This window comes from Sphingobacteriales bacterium (assembly GCA_016711285.1).
In the GTDB taxonomy this organism is placed as follows: Bacteria; Bacteroidota; Bacteroidia; order Chitinophagales; family UBA2359; genus JADJTG01.
Genome location: JADJTG010000012.1, coordinates 442,845 through 464,106 on the forward strand (window position 1 = coordinate 442,845; position 21,262 = coordinate 464,106).

Here is a 21,262-nt window from a genome sequence, read left to right on the forward strand (position 1 = left end):
TACTACAATAACAATGTAATAATAGTGCCGAATGTTGAAAAATGGAGAATTTTATTTTTTTATCCGGCAAAAAAAAACGAATTTCATCACCAAGCACCCAAAGGAAAAGCCAAAGATAAATGATTGCTGGCAGCCGCCTGATGGTAGCGCACAAAGGCATAATCTAAGCGAAAGCGACGCACTCCGATGCCCACTCCCATCGTAAATCCGTTGAGCGAGCGCACATTGGCGAGTTTGAGTTCTTTTTTGCGCAGGTGATTATAGCCCAAGCGCACGCTCAAATTTTTTCCCAAATGCAACTCGCCGCCTGCCACAAAATGCCGCAGGAGTTTGTCGCCGAAATATGATTTTTGGGTGTCGCCGCTATCTTCGTTGATAATGGCGTTGTTGTCGGCGGCGTTGGGGTCGTTGTAGCGAATATCCCATTGCTGCAAGTGGTGGGCGGTGAGGAAAAAAGAAAAAGGAACATGTTTGAGGCGTTTTGCCATTCCCAATGAAATATCCAAAGGAAGCGGCTCGTGTGTGCCGTTGTAAGTTTTTATTTGTGTGCCCACATTTTTTGCCAGCAAAGCCACCACAAATCGACCACTGCTATCGCGGTATGCCACGCCCACATCGGCAGCCACCCCATTGGCGTTATAACTTTCTATTCCCGAAAAAATTGTTTTGATATTAATGCCGATATTCCAATGTTCTCGCCACTGCTTGGCGGCACTAAGTGCCACGCACACCTCCTGTCCTTTAAAAGTTCCGTTGATTTGCCCGTTGGTTTCGGTAGCCGTAAATTCGCCGTAGCTGATATATTGTACACCGCCGCCAATAGTGGCGTGTAAGCTATCTAAGCGGTGGGCGTAATTTACGTTTCCATAATGAATATCCGCCACAAAGGGAGTCCAGTGAAAAGCGAGCGCATTGCGCTGAGGGCTGTGGGCGAGCAATGCCGGATTTTGAAACCACGCCGCCGCCTGTGTATAATGAGAAGCAACGGCAGCCGTTTGTATGCCGCCCAACGCCGCCACCTGCGCCGAAGGAGACAGCCTTAAAAACTCAAAAGTGCTGTTGCCGCCGATAACCTGCGCCACAGTACCGGCACTCCAAAACAGAGCCGCTATACAAACAAAAAAATACCGATTCATCAAAATATCAGAAAAATAATAATAATGCTGTAAAGAAAAGAAAGATGTATTTGCAGTAAAATAGTTGCAATGCCGATAATATTTTTATAATTTCGTGTTTAACTGCTCATAAAATACTGCTAATTTTGGGTTTTTGTTGCCGTAAATATACACCAATATCTCTTATATTTTTTTGTTTAAAAGATGAGTAATGAAAGTATTGAACCTGTAAAATCCGAAGAACCTGTTTTTAATTACGATGAAAAATTGGTGTGGCAAGGCAATCCTTCCCAAAACGCCAACATGAAAATATTTGTGGGCTGTTTGCTGTTATCGTGGTTGGTATTTCCGGTATTGTATGCTTTATGGAAATGGTACGAACTCGAAACCACCAATTATATCATCACCAATGAGCGTATTCTTATCAAAAGCGGTATTTTTTTCGCGCGTTACGCAAGAGCTGGAGTTGTATCGTGTAAAAGACTATACAGTAGAAGAGCCTTTTGAGTTGCGTATTTTTCATTTGGCAAATATAGTATTGGTGAGTTCGGATAAAAGCCTGCCTTCTATCACCTTATACGCCATCAGCGAAGCCGAAACACTGCGCGACCACATTCGCTATCATGTAGAGCGGCTGCGTGCTGCCAAAGGCGTGCGCGAAGTAGATTTGAAATAATCATCAAGAACTGTAATGTGCTTGTTTTTTTCTTAAAAAATATAGTTATACTGCTTTTTTATACCATTTTTTATACCTTTGAGCCGCTGTATAAATGAAAATAACCTCATTTATTAAAAGATATTTTTTCTAACAACGCTACATTATTATATACAAACATAGCATGGCAACATCGCTTCCCGAATTACAAAATATAGCTTCGCAAGTACGCCGCGATATTATGCGAATGGTTTTTGCCGTACAAAGCGGGCATCCGGGCGGCTCTTTGGGCTGCACCGAATACCTCACGGCTTTGTATTTCAGTATTATGAAATACAAAAACAAAAAATTCGCTATGGACGGCAAAGGCGAAGATATATTCTTTTTATCCAACGGTCATATCAGTCCGGTTTTTTATAGTGTTTTGGCTCGCAGCGGTTTTTTTCCGGTGTCGGAGTTGGCTACATTTCGCCGCCTCAACTCGCGCCTGCAAGGACACCCCACCACCCACGAGCATCTGCCAGGTGTGCGTGTAGCTTCGGGTTCTTTGGGGCAGGGTTTGTCGGTGGCTATCGGTGCGGCACTCTCCAAACGCCTCCATGCGGACGACCGCACGGTGTATGCGCTCTGTGGTGACGGCGAATTACAAGAGGGGCAGATTTGGGAAGCGGCGATGTTTGCGGCACATCATCAGGTGGATAATTTGATTGCTACAGTGGATTGGAACGGTCAGCAAATTGACGGACCTACACGCGAAGTGATGGATTTGGGCGATTTGGAAGCAAAATGGAAAGCCTTCGGGTGGCGGGTATTGGTGCTGGAAGACGGCAACGATATGTCGGCGGTAGTAGCTGCCCTGCGCCGCGCCAAACGCCTCTGCGGTAAAGGAAAACCCATTATGATACTGATGAAAACCATTATGGGCAAAGGGGTAGATTTTATGGAAAACAGCCACAAATGGCATGGCTCGCCGCCCAACGCCGAACAGTTGGAGCATGCTTTGGCACAATTGCCCGAAACACTCGGTGATTATTAGAAATCTGTATTTTCTGAAAAAAATTATAGCAAAAAAGCGGCTGCCCGAAAAATAAGGATAGTCGCTTTTTTTATTGAACATCATCGTTATTATTATACCATTAAAACATCTATTGGGTACAGTTTTTATTATAGATTAGGTAGTGATTTAAAATGTATGCTGAATATTTAGAGGGGTACGGAACTTGTTTCTAAGAAAAATATAAGTTTTAATGATACCGTAGCGCATATCATCTTTCTTAGAAAAGCAAACGGTTTGGCGGCAGAGCCTTTTTAAATGTGTTCTGAAATCTCGGTTGCGCCTTTCAATATGGGTAGTTTTAGCCTTTGCGATAATATGCTTTTGAGGAGCAATGTACTTTTTATAAGACTTCCAATCATCGGTTCGGTAGGAATCAATTTGTAAATGAGCGAGTTTTCTCATCAGAGCTTTGCAAGCCGAATTATTGCGTTTTCCGATGTAAAAAGCTAAAATTTGACCAGAATCTGCGTCATAAGCATACCAAAGCCAGCGTTTGCCTTGTTTGCGATGTTTGACAAAAGTCCACATTTCATCAATTTGGACTTTCTTAAAATGCCCTTGAACAATAGGCTCTTCTATTTGTCTGAACCACTTGCGCAAAATCAATAAGATGCCCGCGATGCTTATTCCACAGACCCTTTGAATATCTCTGATACCACTGCCATTGAAGGTCATACAGCGAACCTGCCGTTTAATACGGGGATCTGCTCCTTTGTATTTGTAGGCAAATTGTAATTGTTTTCTGCACCCATAACAATAGAAATTTTGAGTACCATTGGCTTTTTTGCCATTTTTTTTTACATTTGTATCCTCACAATGAGTTCAAACCACTTGAACCAGTATTTCAGACATACTAATTTAAGTTGGTTTTGCCCTTTTGAGTTGTCAATATGACAACTTTTTGCAAAAATCACCAGTATACATTCTTAATGAGTATCCAATTTTTAAATAAAATGAAGCATTTATTTTTATCAGTAGCACTTATGTTTGGGGCTATATCAACACAAGCGCAATTCACAAGTCCTTTATACGTGCCACCAACTGTATCGGGTGGCAATATCAGTTTGATGCTGCAAAATGGCACTAAATCGTTTTACTCAGGTTTCAATACCAGTACAATAGGTTACAATGGCAGCCATCTTGGACCGACACTTGTATTGCAAAGTGGGCAAAATGTCACGATTGATGTGATGAATATGCTGGGGGACACAACCACTACACATTGGCATGGGCTGCACGTTAGCCCTGCTAACGATGGAGGCCCACACAACCTCATTATGGATGGGGCAACTTGGTCACCTTCATTTACAGTAATGGACAAAGCCTCAACCTATTGGTATCATCCGCATCTACATGGTAAAACAATGAAGCAGGTAGTCAAAGGAGCAGCAGGTATGATTATCGTACAAGATGCTCAAGAAGCGGCTCTTTCACTGCCCCGCACTTATGGTATTGATGATTTCCCATTGGTGTTTCAGTTTTTGACTGTTGATGCCACAACCAAACAAATTGTAATGGATGACGAATTGGATAATGAAATTTTTGTGAACGGCAAAATTCAACCGTATTTAGAAGTGCCAGCCCAAGTTGTTCGATTACGTCTGCTTAACGCCTCAAGCCACCGCTTTTTTATGTTTGGTTTTGATGACAACCGCAATTTTCAGCAGATTGGCTCAGATGCAGGTTTGTTGAATGCTCCATTAACTATGAACCGTTTAATGTTAGGTTCGGGCGAAAGAGCCGAAATTTTAGTGGATTTTTCGGGGCAGGAAGGTAGTAGTTTCTATATCAAACAATTTGGCACACAACTTCCTGCTGGCTATCCGGGTGGTCCGCCTGACATGATGGGAATGATGCAACTCGGTCCATTGGATAATACAAATTTCAATTTATTAAAAATAAACGTTGTTGCACAAACACCAAACCCAATTACGACTATTCCTCCTGCTCTGGTAAATAATACCCCCTGGTCACAAGTGGGTGCCTCTACTCGTACTATTGCTATTACTGCCAGCCCCATGATGAGTATGACCAATTTTTTGATGAATGGTGTGAAATACAACGAAAACACGATTAACTTCACTACACAAAAAGATAATGTGGAAATTTGGAATATTACCAATCAATCTATGATGCCGCACCCTTTTCATATTCATGGCAATTCGTTTTATGTACTTAGCGTAGATGGAGCAAGCCCTCCCGTTAATTTGCAGGGAAGAAAAGATGTTGTTACTGTCCCGCCAATGAACGGTAGTGTTAGTTTGATAATAAAATACGAAGACTTTGCAGACCCAACGATGCCATATATGTACCATTGCCATATTCTAAGTCATGAAGATAATGGCATGATGGGACAGTTTATTATAAATAATTCAACAACAGGTATTGAAACCATTGAGGCGAGTAATAATATTACCGTTTCTCCAAATCCAACTTTTGAGGAATTTACTGTTCAATTGAATGACCACAACCAGATGGATGAATTGACTATATATAATTCAATTGGGCGTGTAGTATATTCAACTACTAGTAATGAAAAAACTGCTAACTTGTCCTTAAAAGGTATGACAGCAGGTAATTATTATGTAAAGATTAAATCTAATCAACAATATTTCTCAACAAAAATACTGAAAATTAACTAAATAATACCATTAAGACATCTATTTGACACAGTTTTTATAGTAAAGTAATCATCTGTCATTACCCATAGAACTTATCATAAAAGAGTCAGCAGAGTACCTAAAACAGCTGCATAAAAAAGCCAAAAGGAACAGTATTTCAACAATAAAGATGTTGATGAATATCCAAAGCGGTATCCACCACAATCATATTCTCGCCATCAAGTCGGGAGTTTCTCTGCGTTCGATAAATAGGTGGAAATCGCAGGGACTTGATGGTTTGCTTAGGGATAATAGAGGCGGCGATTTTCGTAGCCATCTCGAAGAAATAGACAAGGAGCGGATATTTCAAAAGCTAAAAGATATAATCTCAGCACAAAACATTAAGAAGTAATATTTGTTTATAACACGGCAAACTTTCGGACTTGGATAACAAGAAATAAAATAAACAATTTGTCCGGCTAACGGGGGCGAAAGTATGCTTCAACTCAAGGAATTTTAAAGCAAACCGAAAACAAAAAATATTCATTTTGTCTATGTCATCTCCTATTTCCAGCAACAACGAAGCGCAACCTATTGTCAATCGTGTGGCGCAGAGCGGTATTATCACGCTCAATTTAGAAGATTTTTTACCCCGATTACCCGTTGCGGTCATTGATTTGAAGGATTTTTTGTTCAAAGGTTTGGTATTGCGGGAGCAGGAATTCCGCGATGCTCTCAAAGCTCATAATTGGCAACAATATGCCAATACTCATGTGGCGGTGCATTGTAGTGTTGATGCTTTGCTTCCTTTGTGGGCATATATGCTGGTGGCGGCATATACGCAGGATATTGCTAAAAGCGTACATTATGGCGATGAGGCACAGGTGGAGACAGCTTTGTTGCTTGAAGCGATGCAGGCGATGAATTTGGAAATATGGATGGATAAAAAAGTCGTGATAAAGGGTTGTGGTGCAAAAAAAATGTCGCCTGCTGCTTATTTAGCTATTACTCATTTGCTCAAACCTTATGTGGCTTCTTTGATGTACGGCGAACCTTGCTCTACCGTACCTGTTTATAAAAAGCCCAAACCCAAAACTATTTGAGCAAAAACAGGTTTTTCTGTAAAGATGTTTTTCTTATTCACCATTGAGCATTAACTCGCGGATATTTTTGACCGGCAAACTGCCATAACCCAAAAATTGTTCGTGAAAATCTTTTAACTTAAAATCTGCCCCTAAAATGCTTTTTATCTCCTCGCGCAATTCGTAAATTTCGCTTAATCCGGCATAGGCGGTGGCGAGTTGTACGGCATTGTGTTGTGTTTGCTGCCATTGTCGGCGGGCTTGCGCCTCGTCCTGAAATGCCTCTTGCGTGAGCAACATGATCGCCTCTTCTTCATTCCAATCCAATACATGCACGCCATAATCCATCAAAGCATTGCATACTATACCTAAGTTGCGTTTGTAATAATTGAGCCACAGTTCAGGAGACTGATTTCCGTAGCCTTCTTCGAGCATCATACGCTCCGCATAGTTTGCCCAGCCCTGATGGGTGGTCGGGCTTGCAAATACCTGATTTATCAAATCTTTATGCTCCTGTTCATACAAATTTTTTGTGTAGTAACCGGGTATGGTTTCGTGTATATTGAGCAGTTGTATGGCAAAATGATTATAGTTGCGCAAGATATTTTCGGCGGCGGGCATTTCCTGCAAGGGCTTCACATAATAAAAGGCTTCTGCTTGCGGGCTATAAACTCCCGACCGCCACAAAAAAGCCAAATCTGCCATTGGGTACAGCGAGGCGGGCATAGGGCGTATTTCTACGGGTTGTGCTGTTTTGCCGATATTGAACAGATTGTGTTGTTGTGTGAAATTTTGCAGTTGGGTGATATTCTGTTGGAGGTCGGCAGCAAGTTGGGCAGGGCTGCTGTGTTGTTGTGCCAATATATCCAATAATTGGCGGCTGTGGGCTAAAGTGTATTCTAATACGGTGTCGGGAAAGTATTTTGCCCACAGTTGCGCCGTTAGCCCTATTACTCTTTGATGAATGGCATCTTTCTCACCCAAAGCACGGGAATATAGTTCTTCGGGTGTATAGCGTGTATTGAGTTCAAGGGCAAATTTTTCTTTATACAGTTGTTCGCCCAAGCGAAAACTTTTCGGAAAAGGGGTGAGTTCGGCACGCGGCAGCGCATCGTTTTTTAAATACAGCATAAAACTCTGAACGGCAAGTTGTGCTTTTTCCAGACGCTTCTCAAAAGCCGGAATATCCACACGAAAAAAAACCTGCCCTCCGGCTTGGCGGTAGCGTTCGAGCAGATTGGGTATATCGTGGTAAAAAACACTTTTCAGTGCTTCGGTGCGTGTATTTGCCCACTGTGCGTGTACCAAAGTCGGCGTTTTGATATTTTCGCGCGGTATTTTGAAATACTCCGTCAATTTCTCTATTTTATGATTGATTTTATACAACTTTTCATCATCGGGAGCATTGCTGTTTAAAATAACCGTAAATGCCTCCGTGGGGTTGTAATAATCAGGATTCCATTCCTGTTCTTTTAAAGTTTCTATATAAAAAAGCTGCTTGTTCAGGGCATTTTCCATCTCTTGATAATCTATACGCAAAGCCGTCGGCAACTGTTCGGGGCGAAAAGTATGTAAATCTTCTGCAATAGATTTATAGTAATTGGCACTTTGTTGCAACTGCTGCACAGTGGGCATATACAAAGTGGTATCGTAAGCCGTCATTCCCTGCTCCGAAGCAGCCTGCGGATTCAAAAACCAATAAGTATCTAAAAAATTCTTTTTATAATCTTCAAAAAACAAATTCATTTCGTGGCTGCTCTGCTGTGCTTTTACGCCTGTTACAGCCATTGCACCCCACACCAACCAGCAGCCGAGTGAACGAAAAATAATCACTGTTCTTTTATATAGAAACATATTGGATTTAAACAAATTAAATACACTATCAATTAAATTGTTTTTGGTATTTGCAAAATATCAAAAACACAAAAAGTGGCGTTTTTTTGTTTTTTTAAAAAATAAATTTAATTAATAATGTATTGCTGCATCGGCAGAAGTTGCTCTACCTCCTTTTTTTATTTGTTATTTTGGAAAATATACCGTGGGCAACTGGCTGTAATCGGCTGCTGGAATATTGCTGTTGTAATGCTGATTGATGGCTTTGATGTATTCATTGGCAAAAAAAGCATAGCCGCGCTGTGTGAGGTGAATACCGTCTAAGCTGAATAAATTGCCTTGAACAAAAGTAGGGCTGTAATTTACGCCGTCAATGGTTTCTCCGTCTAAAAAAGGCTCTACAAATGTTTCTATATCGGCAAAAGCAAGGTCGTAGTCGGCGGTTACATCTTCCAAAATAGCATTATAAGCTACACGCGCTGTTTCAATGGCTTGCAACTCATCGCTGTCCAAAACATATTTATCATCTTTTGGCAAAAATGCCAACTCTGTGGTAAATTGCCCCTCTGCGGCTGCCGATAACAATACTTTTTCATTGGATTTTAAGGTTCTGAATCCCAAAGGATTATCTTCGGTAACAGGTACTTTAATGACTATTTTGTTGCCCGTGCCTTCTGCAAATATCGGATAATACCCTTTTCCTTTGAGTTCATTGATTTGTGCTTCGCTCAATCCCAGATTAAATGTTAATAAACCGTAATATCCATTGAGCAAATCAGCTTGGTCGGCGGTAATGGCAGTACCGGCTACTTGCGATTGTATAAAATTGAAATAAGGGGCAACGCTCAAGTCGGGAATATTGCCGATTACGCCTTTTACGTTGGCATTGGTGCTGCGCAAACCATCTATTACCTGCCGCACGGAGGTTTCAAAAATTTCGGGTGTGGTGATTTCACTTCCCGGTGTGTCGGCTCCGCCGTCCAAAGCATAGCCTAACACGTCATTTCCGCCAATCCACATAGAAAAGAAGGTGGGCTGCTGGGCTTTGGCTTCGTCTAAAATACTCACTGCACCCGGATTGGAACAAAAACGCTGGTAGAAAGGATTGAGCACACCATATTGCGGTAATGACAAATGAAAAGAACGAGCACCCGGAACACCTAAATTTTGGAAAGGTCCTTGCAATGCCACCGATTGATTGACGTTGTCGCCCACTGGCAAAAATGACGGGAGCAAAGAGCCGTCTATTAATGCTAATTGTTGTTTTCCGAAATCAGGATTTGATGACAAACCGTTGCCGGCGGGCATTAGCGGTTGTTTAAATTCACCACTTAAGCCCACCATTTTGAGTTGGCGGGCAATAATGGCGGGATAAGAATTTTCCTGAGCTTCCAAAAAAACCGCTCCATCAGAAAATCCGGCGGCGTAGCTGTCGCCCAAAGCTACATATTTAGAAAAATCCACTCCGCCCGAAGTAGCCGAGTTGAGGTCAATTTCTGGCTCGCAGGAAACAAGTGCAAAGAGTACCGCAGCCAATGCGCCGCTTTGAATATATTTTGAGAATTTCATAACAATGTCAGATAAATGAAAAACTATGTTGTTATTTTATCTTACAAATATAATGATATTTTTAAGCAAGGTAGCGTTATTTTAAGAATATTTACTGCTTCACAAAACGCAATGAGGTATCAGAGGGCATAAAATCGGCAGTAGCTTGCAGTTGAATGGCATAAATACCTGTGGGCAAAGCGCGTATATCAATAGAATTGTACCCATTGCGCAAGTAATTGGTATAAACTACTTCGCCTTGCGTGTTGATGATGTGATACGGAATATGAGGTGGAAACGCTTCCTTTGTTGCCAGCACGATTTGCTCACTCGCAATGGAAGGATATATGGAAATATCGTTGTTATTGTGATGAACAAGCTGCTGTTGTGCGGTATCATCACCCATTATCAAATCAAAAACTGCGGTAAAGTTCAATGAATCGGCAGTGAGATTGCCATAGAACACCGAATCCGAAAGTGTGGCTAATATGTCGTTATATAGCCATTCTTTGAAAAAATATCCTTCCTTGGCAACCGCTTCTATCTTTATCGGCACCCCATCAAAATAAATACCCTGCCAGGGATATTCAGAGGGCTGCAAGGTACTGATTTTAATACTGCCTGCTCCTTCGGGTATCACATTTAAAGTAAGCGGCACTTGGCGCGGCAACTCAAAATTGCTCTGAATGTGGTTTCTCACTTGTTCGCTGCGGCAAGCCAGTTCCTGCTGAAACAGTAAATGATTATTGTAATAATTGCTCATTTGTGAATATAGGTTCAAGGGTCCTTCTCCCCAACGCTGAAATTCATTCGGCATTTCAAGCAATGTTTGCTCAAACATACTGTTTTCTACGGTTTGTAGTCGTTCGGCAGTGTAAACCGTATTCATTATATCTGCATAGCGGTTGATAAAATAGTGACGATAGGTCTCGTTTTCAATGCTTCGTTTCCAGATATTGATATATGGATTATCAGGCGACTGGTCGAGTAGATAGCGTACCATATCGCTGTTGCAGTCTGTCCAGCCATTGGGTTGCAACGATAATTCTAAGTCTATCAAACAAAAACGCCAGCGATAATCGCTTTGGTCGGAGCGGTATAATTTGATGTTGTTTTGAGGCCAGTCTATGTTGCCTATCCACGATTCCGCAATGATGTAATCAGTGTAATATTGTAAGTCAAAATAAGGGTCTGCTTGCTCCCAATAGGCAGTATCAGCGGTATTGAGGCTCAAAAATTCTTCATAATCGTTCCAAAAATCTTCGGTAGAGCCGCTTACGGCACGCAACACGCCGCCATTATAAAAACTCAACGATAAAATATCAATTTCGCTGCCTTTGGCATCTTCCAAGGTTTTAAACATCTCTTCGTTAAATTTTTCGCGCAATTCGTATAATCCGAAATATTGACCGTTGATATATATTGAAACTGGTCGCCACGCCGAATAATAGTTGTGAGTGCTGTTTGCCATCATTTCTGTTTGGGCGGCATCTTTGTGAGGCAACAATAAATATTGGTTGCTGCCGTTGCGAAAATATAAGTCGCTGTAAGTGCTGCGATTGGGGCGATTCGGAATGAGAGGATATTCCACTTTGTCGCCGCCTACTACACCATTTGCCAACTCCACACGAAACGAATGTTGCGGTTGCGCACGACTACCTCCTGCACCGCCATCTACTTTTATACCTGCCGCTTGTGAGAAGATAGGCGTATTGCTGTTGTCAAAATATTCTACATAAGCTGCCCGCAGCCAATCCATATCATAAAAATCAAAAATTCCTTTTTCGCCATACAAATTGCTGTGGTCGGTAGCCACCGACAAAATCGGTGTCGTATGGCTCACATTGATTAGATAAGAGGCTGCTGCTTCGTGGCTTGGCAATTTTTCGCTTACAAAACTTCGCGCCCGCAACACGCAAGATTGATAAATGTGAATAGATTCGCCGTTGTACAAAATGGCATTTTCGGGAGTGGGATAACTGCCGTTCAAAGTGTAATAAATTTGAGCATCGGGTTCTTCCTGCGCCGGATATAATTTTATCCAAAAAGTGTCGTCATAAAAACCTGCCGTTTTAGATAAAGTGGGCGGCAGTGCATAGGCTTCATACCTTGAAGCTGTGTTGTTGGAAGCTCCGGGGGTGGGCGGTTGCAAAAGTGTGGTGCTGTCGCTGCCGTCCGGCACAAGCCCTGTGCTGATGTCGTACTGTTCTGCTTCTACATCTAATACACTTACCAAAGTTTGTTCGGGAGAAAACAAGTAAATTTTTTCTCCTTTGCTGTCAATTTTAAAGTTGCTGTGCAGGGTGTGTCCGTCTAATGAAAAAAAATAATTCTCAGAAAAAGAGGCTTGTTGAGTTTGCAGCATACTCACATCAAACCATTGATATTCAATGGGGTCGGTATAAACAATATCAAAAGCCAAAGAATCAATATACCCGGCACTCATACCGGCGGCGGTGAGTTCTTCTGCCAACACCAGCAACTGATGATGCGCCGCCCAATACCAATTGCCATAGGGAGCAGGATATGTGGAGGTGCTGTTGTTTTCTGTGCCTTCGCCAATTACAATGTCATTGATGCGTATGTTGGGGCGCAACTTTGCAACACCGCCATTTTGGGTGTAGCAGATACCCGGACTTCCATCTGCAAAAGAATACATCGTGGAATAAAAAGGTGTGGCACTTTGATTGAATACCGCATTGGAAACATAACCTTCGGCATACGAGCAAGTATTAATGATCAAATTAGAAGTGCCGTCCCAATAAAAAGGAGTATTTAAAATGTGGTTATTCCAACCAAGTGCGGGCAAAAAATTTTCTTGATGCACTACTTCCGAAAAAGGCGGGCTTTCGTAGTGGTTTTTACCGCTGCAAAAAATAATTTTGTATTCATTCGGCTGTAATATTATATCGGGCAATATCCATTTGGTCGGTTCTTCATCATCGTCAGTGAGTGCGTAACCGCCTAAATTAATAGCTTCGTTGCCGATATTGTACAATTCTATCCAATCGGGATATTGCTGATATTCATCGCTTAAGTGGCTGTAGTTTTTGTTGCTTCCTTCATTGATTACAATTTGTGAATTGGCACACAAGGGCAATAAAAAACAAAGAGCCGTAAATACAATAAAAAAATTGTAAGGGTTGTTTTTCATGATAAGGATAATACTTGCGAAGGTTATTGTATAAAAATAGAATATAAATTATAAATTTAAATTATTTATAAAACACATAAGAGCTTATGCTAAATATTGAATGGTAATGTTACGACAAGTTCATTATATTTGCAGGTAAATATTTGTCAATTTCAAACAAACCATACAAAAAATATCATTTTATGAGCGCAGTTGAATTGGTAATGCCTAAAATGGGCGAAAGCATTATGGAAGCCACTATTTTAAAGTGGACAAAAAAGGTGGGCGACAGTATCAAACAAGACGAAACAATATTGGAAATTGCCACCGATAAGGTGGATAGCGAAGTGCCTTCACCTGTTGCCGGTGTGCTACAAGAAATTAAATATCCTGAAGGTGCCGTGGTTGAGGTAGATAAAGTAATTGCTTTGATAGCCGTAGGCAGCAGTGCTGCTGCTCCTGCTGTTGCTCCCGTTGCTCCACCTTCTGTAAATGCCCCCGTTGCCGCACCTGCTACTCCAATCGCTGCCGCCGCTCCGACAACTCCCCCTCTTGCTCCTAACAATACTACTGCTAATCGTTTTTATTCGCCTTTGGTGCTCAACATTGCCCGCGAAGAAGGAATAGGAATGGCTGAATTAGAAAATATCGCCGGTAGCGGCAAGGATAATCGTGTCACCAAAAAAGATATTTTGGATTATGTAGCGCAGCGCAGCGCAGTTCCTGTTGTTGCCGAGCCGATAGCTGCTACTCCCGTTGTTGCTCCACCAACGCCCAAAACTGCCCCTGCCGCGCCTTCTGCTATATCCGGTGGTAATGTGGAAATTATAGAAATGGATCGTATGCGCCGCCTCATCGCTGATCACATGGTGATGAGTAAGCACACTTCGCCGCATGTGACGAGTTTTGTAGAAGCCGATGTGACGGAAATCGTAAACTGGCGGCAAAAAGTGAAAAATGAATTTTGGAAACGAGAAAATACCAACCTTACTTTTACGCCGATTTTTGTAGAAGCAGTAATACGCGCCATCAAAGATTTTCCGCGTATCAACAGTTCGGTGGACGGCTACAATATTATTCAGAAAAAAGATATTAATATCGGTATTGCAACCGCTTTGCCGAGCGGCAACTTAATTGTGCCGGTGCTGCGCAATGCCGACCGCTACAATCTGGTGGGTTTGGCAAAGGCTTTAAATGAGATGGTGGAAAAAGCCCGCAACAACAAACTCACACCTTCGGATATTCAGGACGGCACTTTTACATTGAGCAATGTGGGTACTTTTGGCAATATAATGGGTACGCCGATTATCAATCAGCCGCAAGTGGCGATTTTGGCAGTAGGTGCGGTGCGCAAAATGCCGGCTGTTCTCGAAACCAAATACGGTGATGTAATTGCCATTCGTCAAAAAATGTTTTTGTCGCTTTCTTACGACCACCGCATTGTGGACGGTGCGTTGGGCGGTTCGTTTCTCCGTCGTGTTGCCGACTACTTAGAAGAATTTACAGGAGAAGGAAAGATTTAAAAAAAACTGAACTGTAAGTTATAAAAGCACGATTTTAGAAAATAAGATATTTCTTATCTTTTACCAATAGCGTTATTTTTTTTAAAAAATAACGCTATTGGTTTCTTATGTATATTTGGGTGAAATAATGCAAATATTTGTTATAAATGATATACGTTTAATTTTTTATCTTTTGCTAAAATCAAATATTGAAAAAAATGCTTGATGTTATGTTGTCATATTCTAAAGTTCAGATTTTGGATTTGATGCGTAAAAACAATATTTCACATAGTACTAAGAGCAATTTATATGACATTTTAGCTGATTTAGCCCCGATAGGCTATAATCTGATTAGCCAGCATAATTATAAGTCGGTGTATATATTATTGGGGCAAAGTAATGCAAACGGAGGTGGTATTAATGGCGATAATTTGAACGCTACATTACCCGATCATTTAAAACGCCCTATGAGCGGTGTGTAAATTAAACTGTTCCAAAGCCAAATTTTGGTATTGATGATCAGAAAGTTATAAGAAATTGACACTCTTTATTTTACAGACTTACAACTTGGATTATTAGTATAAAAAATTTTAATACTACAAAAGAAGCAATATTTTGAAATCAACAAGTCCCCACACCATACAAGATAATTTGCAGGGGCATCGAAAAAAATATTTGTATAGATTAATTGCTTTTTGTTGCTGTAATTTTAAAACAGCGGTTTGTTGGGCAGGGCGGCGAAAGTGCAAGTGCCGCTTTATGAATGCCTGTACCCGGACTGCCGATAAAAATTTCTGTTGCTGTCATATCAGCGGTCATACCGAAGGGCCACTCTAATTCATCTACGATGCTCGAAGTAGCAAACCCATCTGTAGAGTAAATGATGCCTTTAGATGCCGGATGATACCAACCGTCTGTAAATGCAGATGAAGAAGTAGCTGCTATTTGTTGTGGGTTGGAAGGATTTATAGCTACTTTGCGCATAAAATTATCTGTATAGAGTTTTTCCCAAGTCCAGGTGCTGCCCGATAAAGTACCCCTGTATAATCCTTTGTTGTTACCATATACCGTAACATATACCACACCCGTAGTGAGTGGGTCTGGTACAATATCAAATACACCTTGTCCGTTGGTTTGAGGCCAGAAACTTACAGAGCCGCCCGTATTTATTTCTGTATTGCCGATGGCAGACCAAGTAGTTCCGGCATCAAGCGAAGCATATAAGCCGTTGCCACCGCCGGCATATACAATATTTCCATTGAACTTATCAACTGCCGTAAATCTCATTCCATTAGCAGGCAAGCCACTGTTCAAGAGTTGCCACGAAGTGCCGTCATTGCTGCTTTTATATACTTTACCCTGTGCTGTAACATAAAGCGTTCTGTTGGAACTCAAACTATTTTCGTCCAAAGAAAGCCCCATTACTTCTTGAGTGGGCAATCCTGAATTAGATAATATCCAACTGCTTTTTTCGCCAAAATTATTGCTTCGGAGTAAATAGGTGGGCGACTCCCCCATTTGATGCTCCGACATCGTAGTCCATACGACATTGGTTCTTTGAGGGTCAGAAACGATGCTCGCAACATTGCCGCCGTAGCCGTTCCAACCGCCTGTGTAGTCGGCGGCATTGCCGGATTGCCAACTGATACCACCATCTAAACTGCGCCAAAAACCTATATCAAAATAGCCGGCATATATAATGTTATTATCCCCTTTATTGATTTCAACATCTACAATATTGATATTATCCAATCCGGTAGATTGCCAGTTATTATTTGCCAATTTTTTAGTAAATAAATTATTAAATGATACTCCGCCGTCATCTGAACGAAAAGCATATTGCGTATCTGCCCACAGAATAACGTCGGGATTAGACATATCTGTACCCATAGCTTTAATAAATCCTTCAAAACCAATAGAGTAGCCCCATAGTACATCTAACCCTGAAGAAACTCCATTGACATCTTTTAAATAACCGGTATCCCAGGTAGTGTTGGCTGTACGGGCGGCAATAATGCCCGTATGTGACCAAGAAACACCGCCGTCAGTGCTTTCCCAAGTGCCGGCTTCGGGAGTCCAGCTGTTGGTCAGGCGCGGGTCTATTCTTCGGATAATGGCAGGATTGTCCTTTTTTACAAAAATAGCTCCGGTTCGGTTGGATTGTAAATTCCACGTTGCGCCGCCATCGGTGCTTTTATAAAAAGAGCCTAAAAGGTTGGTATAATCGCAAGTGCCGTTGTAGGTGCTCAAATACAAAATAGAAGTATTGAGCGGGTCTATGTCGGCATCTAATACTTGCACATTAGCAACAGTAATGTCGCTAAAACTTACCCCGCCATCGGTGGTTTTATATAATTTTGCCACACCACAGGCATTTCTGCTTTTTCCGCTGATAAAATAAAAAGTATTGCTGTTTTGAGGGTCGCCAATGAATTTAATAATGCGAAGGTTGGCATTTGTGGGTAAGTTACTGACTTTAGAAAAAGTAGTGCCGCCGTCAGTGCTTTTATAAATTTGGGCATCGGTAGTGGTATAACTTGCGTGCCAGGCTGCATACACAATATTGGAAGAAGTTTCTGACACCCAAATATCGCTGATATATCCGGTGCTGATGACTTTACTAAAGGTAGTGCCGCCGTCTGAGGTTTTGTATAGTCCGCTTACCGTACCTACAAAAAAAATGTTATCATTGTCGGGGTCAAAACCAATACCGCCAATATGCGCCATTGTGAGTCCGTGTTGTTCGCCCAAAGGAATAAAAGAATTTCCATTGTCGGTACTTTTATACACACCGCTCAAATCGCTCCCGACCAAAATAGTACCACCGGAACCGGCTTCTATTACGTTAAAAGCACCTCCACCACCCGGATTAGTACGCACCCAATTAAATGTTTGCTGTGCCTGTATATGGAAAGTATCCATTCCGAAAAACACATACAATAGTATAAAGTAAATTCTCTTTAAATGTAATTGTTTCATACCAATAGCAAAATTTGTTAAATATTTCAGTTCACGATATTTTGAATAAGACAATGTGTTTTTTGTCAGTGTAGCTGCAAGTTTGATGTACACAATCTTAAAATCTTGATATATCATACAACTTGCTATATCTCGGCAAATATAAAATCCCTGCATCTACACAAATCAAAATAATGAAAAATATATTTAAACCCGCCTCTTTTCTGGATATTATATAAGCGATACAACTCTATCAAAAATAAAGAATTGTATAATAATCAACACAGGATACATTTTATACGTCAGCAACACAGCCATACAAAGGAAATTTGTTGTTACGTTGTTTTTTTGTATATATTTTATTTTTTGTTTTATAAAATGCTGTTGATTAAGATTTTTATATAAAAAATATTTACATTTAAATAAAGCATATATGTTTTATTTTATATAATAAACCCCGTGTGTTTTATTCAAAATACAATAATATACATCAAAAATTAAACCATTTTTTCATTTAAAGCATTATAAAATCATTAAATACTTCCTAATACTTTATAAATACAAAAATAGAAATACAGCTAAAAATAACTGTATATTGTTCTAAACCTTATCTTTGAAACATCTTTATATCATAAGGCACTCATTTTGTGGCATTGTTTTCTGCCTGTGTTTTATGTTTACTTTTTAAAAAATATTCAATATATGTCAATACCATATCAACGACTCACACAAGCACAGATTTCTCGTGCTGCCATTCAAAAATTGTATGTGTCGATGCGACACTTGTTTTTCAGAGGTAGTTATAAGCCGCTCGGCATTTCGGGCGAATCCATGATTGCCGCTTTGCTATCCCTCAAACCCGAAATTTACGGCACAATCGCCGACCCTGAAAAGGTAGAATTGGACGGGCTGCTCTATATTTTTCAACGCCTCCCACAAGGAATTGAACAGTGCCGCTACATCAAACTCATCTCGCGCGAGGGCTACGAAAGTGCGCACTTTGAAACCCACATTCCGCCGCGCCGCAAACGCAACTGCTATCGGGTTGATGAAGAACAAATGTTTATTGAAATGACACGCGGCGGCAGCGATATTTACGATATTCTCACGCACCTTACATTTATGTACATAGAAGCCGAAAAGATACGCCGCAACAGTATCGACTCCAAAGGACGAAAAAATAAAGCGTGGCTGATGCTCGAAAATATGGTCAATGACCTGTCCAACGGCAAAGAAATTAATACAGAAGTAGGCTTCACTTATCTCAATACCATTTTGGGGCGTACATTCAGCGAAATTGTACGCGCCTACAGCCGCTTTTCGAAGTCGCCGGAAGTAAACAGCCTTTTTGAAATAACCTATTGGTTAGGAAAATTGAGTATGGACGAATTTTTTCATCAAAACGACCGCGAAATCTCTTTTTCGTCTGCCCTGCGCGAAAATTTAGGACACCACGTATATGGTGAGCAATGGGCAAACAACATCAAAAAAGCCCTCTACGACCGCCAGCTTTTTCAGCGCCCGCTTCATATTATCAGTGCCAATTTGCACAGTGTGATGAACTGCTTCTATGCAAAACCCGCCTTAGCAAATAAATTAAAATACGATAATTTAGAAAAATTTGCTGAAATATTGAGTATGGACAGCAGCAGCGAACTCCGCAACAACGTAGAAGAATATGCCCTCAAACACGGTATGATACAACTCAGCGATACCAGCGGAACAAATATCGGCGTACAAATTTTTGATACGGCTCTTTTAGATGCCAAAAACCTGCCCGATGAACTGATGTGGAAAAAGAAAGACAAAAACAAAGAAGAATTGCCCGTAATTGTGGTAATGGATTATGCCTTCGGAGAGCAAGCCTACGAGACTATGGACGAACTGCTCAAACCCTATTGGGTGGGCGAAGAAAAACAATACCTCAATGTAGCCTCCGTAAATATTATGGGCAAAGCGGGTATTCTCGAAGGCGGTAAAGGAGATATTATGATACCCACCGCACATATTTTTGAAGGTACTACCGATAATTATCCATTCGAAAATGAACTCACCAAAGAGCATTTCAAAGACAGCGGCTTGGGAGTGTATCAGGGCAATATGATCAGTGTGCTGGGAACTTCTTTACAAAATAAAGATATTCTTACCTATTTTATCAAATCATCGTGGCAGGCGATAGGCTTGGAAATGGAAGGAGCTCATTATCAAAAAGCCATACAGGTAGCAGCCAAAATACGCCACAATATTCGCAGCGATGTAAAATTGCGCTATGCTTACTACGCTTCAGATAATCCGCTCGAAACCGGCAGCACCTTGGCTTCGGGCAGTTTGGGATTAGATGGTGTAAAACCCACCTATTTAATCACCTTAGAAATGCTCAAAGGCTGCTTAAATTAATCAAAAAAAGCAAGAATTTATAATAAAGTAGATGCGGTTTGCGTTGTTGAAAATTTATTTTCAGACAAAAATGTGCTAAAAAAATATAAAAAGCACGTTTAAAGCGGTTTTTATAAAGATGCTTATGCGCAAAAACACCGCCATACCATAAAATTAATCTATCTTTGCACCCTGTTTGATTATGAGTAAAAAGATTTTTTTAATAGCCTTTTTGTGCCTGGCACTTTCTACCTTGTTTTCGTGCAGTTCCTATCAAAAATTGCTCAAAAGTCAAGATTATGAGCTGAAGTTTTCAAAAGCCAAAGAATACTACAACAAAGGCGACTACAACAAAGCCGTCCCTTTGTTTGAAGAGTTGATAGGAGTGTATAAAGGAACTAAAAATGTAGAAGATTTATACTATTTTTATCCCTACTGCTATTATGCACAGGGTGATTATATCTTAGCAGCATTTTATTTTAAAAATTTTATAGATAATTATCCCCGCAGCGAGCGTGCCGAAGATGCCCGCTTTATGATTGCCTATTGCAACTATAAATTGTCGCCCGATGTAAATTTGGAGCAAGAAAACACCATCAAAGCGATAGAGGCTTTTCAGAATTTCGCCAACGCCTACCCCGAAAGCAGCCGCATCACCGAATGTAATCAGCTTTTGGACGAGTTGCGTGCCAAATTAGAAAACAAGTCTTATCAAAGCGCATATTTATATTACAAAATGCGCGACTACAAAGCAGCTATCAATGCTTTCAATAATTTATTGCGTGATTTTCCCGAAACGCAACGCCGCGAAAAAATTGAGTATTTAATCGTAAAATCTTATTATCTGCTCGCAGAAAAAAGTATCCCTTCCAAACAAGAAGAACGTTATCAAAAAACAACTTCTACTTATATGGAGTTTTTGGAACATTTTCCCCAAAGCAGCTATTTGCGCGAAGCAGAAAAAATGTATCAAGATGCTTTGCTGGCTTTAGACCGTATTGCCAAACAAAATAACAACAACTCAAATAATAACAACGATAAAAAAATATGAGCAACAATAAAAAACTGAAACCTTTGGCTCCTGCCCCTACTTTGCAAACACGCAATCTGGCAGAAATAGAAAAAAAATCGGGCAACTTGTACGAGGCTATCGCTATTATGGGCAGACGCGCCAACCAAGTGAGTGTCGGTATTAAAGAAGAGTTGCACGCCAAATTGCGCGAATTTGCCAACCACAACGACGACCTTGAAGAAGTACACGAAAACCGCGAACAAATAGAAATATCGCGCCACTACGAGCGTTTGCCGCACCCAACTTTGGTAGCATTTAAAGAATATAACGAAAATCGTGTTTTCTTCCGCTATACCGAAGAGAAACTGCCTGAAAACGCATAAAAATGTTT

15 protein-coding genes and 1 pseudogene are annotated in these 21,262 nt (G+C 40.9%); 10 read left to right on the forward strand and 6 right to left on the reverse strand.

Annotated elements, in window-relative coordinates; translation table 11 throughout:
• Positions 1 to 86: 86 nt before the first annotated feature.
• Positions 87 to 1,136 (reverse strand): type IX secretion system protein PorQ, encoded by a 1,050-nt coding sequence (porQ, locus tag IPL35_08925; GenBank protein ID MBK8443516.1) that lies wholly within the window; start codon positions 1,134 to 1,136, stop codon positions 87 to 89.
• Positions 1,137 to 1,319: 183 nt separating this feature from the next.
• Here porQ and IPL35_08930 point away from each other — a divergent pair, with 183 nt between their 5' ends.
• The 3 genes from IPL35_08930 to IPL35_08940 all read left to right on the forward strand — a co-directional run bounded on the left by IPL35_08930 (position 1,320) and on the right by IPL35_08940 (position 2,806).
• Positions 1,320 to 1,622, forward strand: a complete 303-nt coding sequence (locus tag IPL35_08930; GenBank protein MBK8443517.1) for a hypothetical protein — start codon at positions 1,320 to 1,322, stop codon at positions 1,620 to 1,622.
• On the forward strand, positions 1,582 to 1,791 hold the full coding sequence (locus IPL35_08935; GenBank protein MBK8443518.1) for a PH domain-containing protein: 210 nt from the start codon (positions 1,582 to 1,584) through the stop codon (positions 1,789 to 1,791). The genes IPL35_08930 and IPL35_08935 overlap by 41 nt, the downstream gene beginning before the upstream one ends.
• 163 nt (positions 1,792 to 1,954) lie before the next feature.
• Positions 1,955 to 2,806, forward strand: a complete 852-nt coding sequence (locus IPL35_08940; protein MBK8443519.1) for a transketolase — start codon at positions 1,955 to 1,957, stop codon at positions 2,804 to 2,806.
• A gap of 147 nt (positions 2,807 to 2,953) precedes the next feature.
• Here the strand turns inward: IPL35_08940 and IPL35_08945 are convergent.
• Positions 2,954 to 3,646 (reverse strand): annotated as a pseudogene (locus IPL35_08945) (IS1 family transposase).
• A gap of 134 nt (positions 3,647 to 3,780) precedes the next feature.
• Between IPL35_08945 and IPL35_08950 the strand changes: the two are divergent.
• Both IPL35_08950 and IPL35_08955 read left to right on the forward strand, forming a co-directional pair.
• Positions 3,781 to 5,469: a multicopper oxidase domain-containing protein gene (locus tag IPL35_08950; protein ID MBK8443520.1), complete on the forward strand. Its 1,689-nt coding sequence runs from the start codon at positions 3,781 to 3,783 to the stop codon at positions 5,467 to 5,469.
• Positions 5,470 to 5,981: 512 nt separating this feature from the next.
• Entirely contained in the window at positions 5,982 to 6,530 is a 549-nt protein-coding gene (locus IPL35_08955) for a DUF2480 family protein (protein ID MBK8443521.1), read from the forward strand.
• A gap of 33 nt (positions 6,531 to 6,563) precedes the next feature.
• Here the strand turns inward: IPL35_08955 and IPL35_08960 are convergent, their stop codons facing one another.
• The 3 genes from IPL35_08960 to IPL35_08970 form a co-directional block, all read right to left on the reverse strand.
• Positions 6,564 to 8,342, reverse strand: coding sequence for a DUF885 domain-containing protein (locus IPL35_08960; GenBank protein ID MBK8443522.1), 1,779 nt, complete (start codon positions 8,340 to 8,342; stop codon positions 6,564 to 6,566).
• Between the two features lie 186 nt (positions 8,343 to 8,528).
• Positions 8,529 to 9,911, reverse strand: a complete 1,383-nt coding sequence (locus IPL35_08965; GenBank protein MBK8443523.1) for a hypothetical protein — start codon at positions 9,909 to 9,911, stop codon at positions 8,529 to 8,531.
• A 91-nt stretch (positions 9,912 to 10,002) separates the two neighbouring features.
• Positions 10,003 to 13,044, reverse strand: a complete 3,042-nt coding sequence (locus IPL35_08970) for a CotH kinase family protein (protein ID MBK8443524.1) — start codon at positions 13,042 to 13,044, stop codon at positions 10,003 to 10,005.
• A 182-nt stretch (positions 13,045 to 13,226) separates the two neighbouring features.
• Between IPL35_08970 and IPL35_08975 the strand changes: the two genes are divergently transcribed.
• Together IPL35_08975 and IPL35_08980 are read left to right on the forward strand one after the other, a co-directional pair.
• Positions 13,227 to 14,546, forward strand: coding sequence for a 2-oxo acid dehydrogenase subunit E2 (locus IPL35_08975; GenBank protein ID MBK8443525.1), 1,320 nt, complete (start codon positions 13,227 to 13,229; stop codon positions 14,544 to 14,546).
• A 209-nt stretch (positions 14,547 to 14,755) separates the two neighbouring features.
• Positions 14,756 to 15,007, forward strand: a complete 252-nt coding sequence (locus tag IPL35_08980) for a hypothetical protein (protein MBK8443526.1) — start codon at positions 14,756 to 14,758, stop codon at positions 15,005 to 15,007.
• A 202-nt stretch (positions 15,008 to 15,209) separates the two neighbouring features.
• On the opposite strand, the gene IPL35_08985 is transcribed toward IPL35_08980, so the two are convergent.
• A complete protein-coding gene (locus tag IPL35_08985; GenBank protein ID MBK8443527.1) occupies positions 15,210 to 17,504 on the reverse strand; it encodes a hypothetical protein in 2,295 nt (764 codons plus the stop codon).
• Between the two features lie 681 nt (positions 17,505 to 18,185).
• Here IPL35_08985 and IPL35_08990 point away from each other — a divergent pair.
• From IPL35_08990 to IPL35_09000, 3 genes are all read left to right on the forward strand, one after another.
• Positions 18,186 to 19,880, forward strand: a complete 1,695-nt coding sequence (locus IPL35_08990; protein MBK8443528.1) for a hypothetical protein — start codon at positions 18,186 to 18,188, stop codon at positions 19,878 to 19,880.
• A gap of 181 nt (positions 19,881 to 20,061) precedes the next feature.
• A complete protein-coding gene (bamD, locus tag IPL35_08995; GenBank protein ID MBK8443529.1) occupies positions 20,062 to 20,910 on the forward strand; it encodes an outer membrane protein assembly factor BamD in 849 nt (282 codons plus the stop codon).
• On the forward strand, positions 20,907 to 21,254 hold the full coding sequence (locus IPL35_09000) for a DNA-directed RNA polymerase subunit omega (GenBank protein MBK8443530.1): 348 nt from the start codon (positions 20,907 to 20,909) through the stop codon (positions 21,252 to 21,254). The genes bamD and IPL35_09000 overlap by 4 nt, the downstream gene beginning before the upstream one ends.
• Positions 21,255 to 21,262 lie beyond the last annotated feature (8 nt).

What these genes read in the sequence shown, in the direction of transcription:
- IPL35_08975 (MBK8443525.1), top strand. Translation starts at nt 13,227, where the DNA reads ATGAGCGCAGTTGAATTGGTAATGCCTAAAATGGGCGAAAGCATTATG.
- IPL35_08990 (MBK8443528.1), top strand. Translation starts at nt 18,186, where the DNA reads ATGTCAATACCATATCAACGACTCACACAAGCACAGATTTCTCGTGCT.
- IPL35_08950 (MBK8443520.1), top strand. Translation starts at nt 3,781, where the DNA reads ATGAAGCATTTATTTTTATCAGTAGCACTTATGTTTGGGGCTATATCA.
- IPL35_08970 (MBK8443524.1), bottom strand. Translation starts at nt 13,044, where the DNA reads ATGAAAAACAACCCTTACAATTTTTTTATTGTATTTACGGCTCTTTGT.
- bamD (MBK8443529.1), top strand. Translation starts at nt 20,062, where the DNA reads ATGAGTAAAAAGATTTTTTTAATAGCCTTTTTGTGCCTGGCACTTTCT.
- porQ (MBK8443516.1), bottom strand. Translation starts at nt 1,136, where the DNA reads ATGAATCGGTATTTTTTTGTTTGTATAGCGGCTCTGTTTTGGAGTGCC.
- IPL35_08965 (MBK8443523.1), bottom strand. Translation starts at nt 9,911, where the DNA reads ATGAAATTCTCAAAATATATTCAAAGCGGCGCATTGGCTGCGGTACTC.
- IPL35_08940 (MBK8443519.1), top strand. Translation starts at nt 1,955, where the DNA reads ATGGCAACATCGCTTCCCGAATTACAAAATATAGCTTCGCAAGTACGC.
- IPL35_08955 (MBK8443521.1), top strand. Translation starts at nt 5,982, where the DNA reads ATGTCATCTCCTATTTCCAGCAACAACGAAGCGCAACCTATTGTCAAT.
- IPL35_08930 (MBK8443517.1), top strand. Translation starts at nt 1,320, where the DNA reads ATGAGTAATGAAAGTATTGAACCTGTAAAATCCGAAGAACCTGTTTTT.
- IPL35_08985 (MBK8443527.1), bottom strand. Translation starts at nt 17,504, where the DNA reads ATGAAACAATTACATTTAAAGAGAATTTACTTTATACTATTGTATGTG.
- IPL35_09000 (MBK8443530.1), top strand. Translation starts at nt 20,907, where the DNA reads ATGAGCAACAATAAAAAACTGAAACCTTTGGCTCCTGCCCCTACTTTG.
- IPL35_08980 (MBK8443526.1), top strand. Translation starts at nt 14,756, where the DNA reads ATGTTGTCATATTCTAAAGTTCAGATTTTGGATTTGATGCGTAAAAAC.